This window comes from Mycobacterium sp. (genome assembly GCF_036488105.1).
Taxonomy (GTDB): Bacteria; Actinomycetota; Actinomycetes; order Mycobacteriales; family Mycobacteriaceae; genus Mycobacterium.
Genome location: NZ_DASXHW010000506.1, coordinates 1 through 4,161 on the forward strand (window position 1 = coordinate 1; position 4,161 = coordinate 4,161).

At 63.7% G+C, this 4,161-nt stretch carries 5 protein-coding genes; 3 read left to right on the top strand and 2 right to left on the bottom strand.

What is annotated here, in order from left to right; all coding sequences use genetic code 11:
* Positions 1-18: 18 nt before the first annotated feature.
* Positions 19-540, bottom strand: coding sequence for a restriction endonuclease (locus tag VGH54_RS26725; protein WP_331515148.1), 522 nt, complete (start codon positions 538-540; stop codon positions 19-21).
* A gap of 128 nt (positions 541-668) precedes the next feature.
* On the opposite strand from VGH54_RS26725, the gene VGH54_RS26730 reads away from it, so the two are divergent.
* The 3 genes from VGH54_RS26730 (at position 669) to VGH54_RS30120 (ending at position 2,969) form a co-directional block, all read left to right on the top strand.
* A complete protein-coding gene (locus tag VGH54_RS26730; RefSeq protein WP_331515149.1) occupies positions 669-1,475 on the top strand; it encodes an adenylate/guanylate cyclase domain-containing protein in 807 nt (268 codons plus the stop codon).
* A gap of 178 nt (positions 1,476-1,653) precedes the next feature.
* Positions 1,654-2,154 (top strand): nitroreductase/quinone reductase family protein, encoded by a 501-nt coding sequence (locus VGH54_RS26735; protein ID WP_331515150.1) that lies wholly within the window; start codon positions 1,654-1,656, stop codon positions 2,152-2,154.
* A 563-nt stretch (positions 2,155-2,717) separates the two neighbouring features.
* Positions 2,718-2,969: a DUF2510 domain-containing protein gene (locus VGH54_RS30120; RefSeq protein WP_414688814.1), complete on the top strand. Its 252-nt coding sequence runs from the start codon at positions 2,718-2,720 to the stop codon at positions 2,967-2,969.
* A gap of 79 nt (positions 2,970-3,048) precedes the next feature.
* Here VGH54_RS30120 and ychF read toward each other — a convergent pair whose 3' ends face one another.
* Positions 3,049-4,146: a redox-regulated ATPase YchF gene (gene ychF, locus VGH54_RS26740; RefSeq protein WP_331515151.1), complete on the bottom strand. Its 1,098-nt coding sequence runs from the start codon at positions 4,144-4,146 to the stop codon at positions 3,049-3,051.
* Positions 4,147-4,161: the final 15 nt, after the last annotated feature.

Consider the following 4,161-nt stretch of genomic DNA (forward strand, 5'->3'; position numbering starts at 1 on the left):
ACAGACTCCGGGCAAGCCCTAAACCGCGCGTCGCGCAGGAGGCGGTACCCAGGCTTGCAGCGCCCGACGACCGATCAATTGACAGTTGTGGGTATAGGCCAATTGTATGGCCGCACTCGTGAATTCCTGATTGCTGATGACAATGCTCCTAGCGCATCCATGGTGGCGTGCACCGGCAACCACCTGCTGAACAGCCGCGACCCCGACGGGCTTGCCCAGACGCTTGCACTGCACCGCCACCGATTTGCCGTCCTTGCCGCCGATCAGGTCGACGCCGTAATCGCCGCTCGCCGGGGTGAACGTCACCCGCCAGCCGGCCCGCTGCAGGCGAGCCGCGACGTAGTACTCGAACTCCGTTCCGCTCATGGCATCAATCGCCGCCATCCCGCCGGCGCGCCCTCGCCGATTGCCTTCGGCCGACAGCAACACCGCGAGGATCAGTCCGGCGGCTGCGCCCACCAGACCCGCCCTGACGCCGTGGCCGACGAGGCCCGCAAACAGCCCGAAGTACAGCGGCAGGAAGAGGTACGTGATTCTCATCTCGGGCCGATGATAAGGACAGTCACCGACAAGCCAACATGACGCGGCTGGTGGGGGCACGCCCTAGCCGCTGAAGTCGCTGCAGCCGTTCGACGGCGAGGGCTCGTTCCCCGGTGCGAAAATGAGGCATGTCGAAGAAGCGCACGCCCCCACGCCCGCAGGGCGCGCAGACCAACGAGGAGGAGTGGGCGCGATTCTTCGAACAATTCGCCCACGCCAACGTTCGGCGCGGAATTCGGCTCCTGTCGAAGCTGCCGTCCGCCCCGCGGTGCGAGGCCTGTGGCAACCCGTTCGCGGGCGTTGGCGGCTGGCTGATGCGACGGATGGGCAAGAGTCCGTCGCGCAAGAATCCGCGGTGGTGCCAGGTGTGCTTCGAGGCGGCGCCCCAGGGTGGCATGACCCTGACCATTGGGGTGCTGTTCGCGGATGTCCGCAACTCAACCGCCCTCGCCGAAACGATGCGACCGGACGAGATGGCCGAACGCCTCAATCGCTTCTACTCCGAGCTCACGCAGGTGATCGTCCAGCACGGGATCGTCGACAAGCTCATCGGTGACGAAGTGATGGGCCTCTATTTTCCGCCCCTCACACCCGACGGCCGATATGTCGATGCGATGGTCAGTGACGCTCTCGCCATTCAGCGCACGCTGGGTCGCGGCGGGTCCAAGGGACCGCGGCTCGAGGTGGGCATCGGCTTGGATGTCGGTCCGGCGTATGTCGGGATCGTCGGAGACGGCGGGATCCGCGACTTCACCGCAATTGGCGACGTCGTGAACACCGCGTCGCGGCTCCAAGGCGCTGCGGCCGGGGGCGAGATCGTCATGCCCGACACGGTCGCGCGCATCGCTGGCGTCGACGGGGGCGAGGTCATCACGCTCGACCTCAAGGGCAAAGCCGAACCCGTTACGGCACGCCGGATCACCGTCGCGAGCTAGCGGCCACCCGTACCGCGGTGCGCATTGCTGGCCGAACGTATGCAGAGTGGATCATGAAGATCTGGTCAAACATCATGCTCTGCCTACGTCACCTCTTCTGCTGAGTAGACGTGCCCCGTAATGGTTATGGTCACGGTCAAGGACAATCGCCTTCACCCGTCTATGTGAGGAGTCACCCATGGGCGACGCCGATGCCGCAGCGATCCGAGCGGCACGAGGTGACTGGGTCACCGAGCACCTCGCGACCTACCTGACTTCGGGTGGCACGCGGGGCCACATCATGGACGTGAGTGCGGTCGGGGGCCGTGCGCTGACCACACACTGCTTGATCAAGTGTGTGGGTCGCAAATCGGCGAACGTCTTTGTCAGGCCGTTGATCTACGGCATCGTCGGTGGCGAGATCGTGATCGTCGCATCGAAAGGGGGTGCCGACACACATCCGGGGTGGTACTTGAATGTCTTAGCTAGCAACACGATTGGTGTGCAGATCGCGACCCAAGCGTTCGAGGCCACCTGGCGGGAGCCCGAAGGCGAAGAACGGCATCGGGTGTGGGCCCATATGGCTCATCTTTACCCGCCATACCTCACCTATCAGCAGTCGACAAGCCGTCAGATCCCGCTGGTGATGTTGACGCCCGTGCGCCCGATCGACGTGTTCGCTGCGGAAGGTTCGCAATAACCGTCAGCCATCGATGACGCTGGACTGGAACTCCCCCACAGGCGGCGTCAGAAACTGCCGGTGCCAGCGTAAGGCCACCAGTCATCTGGATCATTTGGGTTGTAGTACTCACCGTGCCCCGGTTGGACAGTCGGTGGTGGAGGCGGTGGAGGCGGTGGTGGATCCGCGGGCGGCGGCGCCGGGAGTACGGCCTGCGGATTCGGCGCGCCGCCGAAACCGGGTGCCGCAAACGCCGGGACGCTCACTGCGGCGGTGGGTACCGCGATAAGCACCCCCGTTACGGCGATCTTCCTGACGTTGCTGCGGACGCCGGCTGGCATTGTCCAAGTCATTGATCACTCCCTTCACCGGGTTGATCTCGCAGATATCGGCAAGGTCATTATGCGCGCGAAAGGCACCGCTTGCTTCTTCTGGCGCTTAGACGTTGAACCGGAATTCGACGACGTCGCCATCGGTCTGTCTGCCCAACAGCAGCTGCAGGCATGGCGTCACCGTTTAAATAACTGGCTATCTAGGGTAGATAGACGCAGTTGCTCAAGCCGCCACACTGGAGGTGCAAACTCATGCTGCCCGGCCTTCTTAATACCCTCGTTTGGATATTGATCCTCGTCGTGATCATTGCAGTGATACTTGCCGTCGTCCGCGCTGTGGCGAGACCGAGGAGTTCCACCGTCGTGGAACAGCCGGTCGCGCGTCAAGCGCCGCCCGCCGCCGGTGGATTAACCCCCGGCTGGTACCCAGACCAGCAAGATCCGAGTCTGATGCGCTACTACGACGGTCGAGTGTGGACCGCACAAACTGAGCCTCGCGCCTAATGGTTCGCTCTAGCGGCTACGAAGGATGGCCCCGATACCTGGACTCTGTCCAGCTAAAACGTGCGTCAAGTAGGCACTATTACTTCTTGGGTGGTTGCCCAGATGTTGCTTGAAACCGGAACTCCACCACGTCGCCGTCGGCCATCACGTAGTCCTTGCCCTCCATGCGCACCTTGCCGGCCGACTTGGCCGCGGCCATCGAGCCGGCGGCGACCAGATCGTCGTAGGACACGATCTCGGCCTTGATGAAGCCCTTTTCGAAGTCGGTGTGGATCACCCCGGCCGCCTTCGGTGCCGTGTCACCCTGGTGGATCGTCCACGCCCGCGACTCTTTGGGGCCGGCCGTCAAATAGGTCTGCAGCTTCAAGGTGTGAAAACCGGCCCGCGCCAAGGCATCCAGGCCTCGCTCGGTCTGGCCGATCGACTCCAACAGCTCGGCGGCCGACTCGTCGTCGAGTTCGGTGAGCTCGGCCTCGATCTTGGCGTCCAGGAAAACCGCATCTGCCGGCGACACCAACGCACGCAGTTCGGCGACCCGGTCGGCATCGGTGAGCACCGACTCGTCGGCGTTGAACGCGTACAGGAAGGGTTTGGTGGTCAGCAGATTCAATTCCCGCAGCAGCAGCGCATCCGCGCCGGCGGCGAACAGCGTCGTCCCGCCGTCGAGCACCTGTTGGGCGGCCAACGCGGCGTCGTAGAGGGCTTTGCGCTCCTTGTTGTTGCGCGCCTCTTTTTCCAGTCGTGGCACGGCTCGCTCGAGCGTCTGCAGATCGGCCAGGATCAGCTCGGTTTCGACAACCTCGATGTCGGACTTCGGATCCACCCGACCGGCGACGTGGGTCACATCGCCGTCGGCGAACACCCGCACGACTTGGCAGATCGCGTCACACTCGCGGATGTTGGCCAGGAACTTGTTGCCCAGCCCGGCCCCCTCTGAGGCACCGGCGACCAGACCGGCGATGTCGACGAACGTCACCGGCGCCGGAACGATGCGCTCTGAGGCGAACATCTCCGCCAGCGTCGCCAACCGCGCGTCAGGCAGCGGCACCACACCCTCGTTCGGCTCGATCGTCGCGAACGGGTAGTTGGCGGCGACCACGTTGTTTCTGGTCAGCGCGTTAAACAGGGTCGATTTGCCGACATTCGGCAAACCCACAATCCCAAGGCTCAGGCTCACAGGGACTCAAGTGTA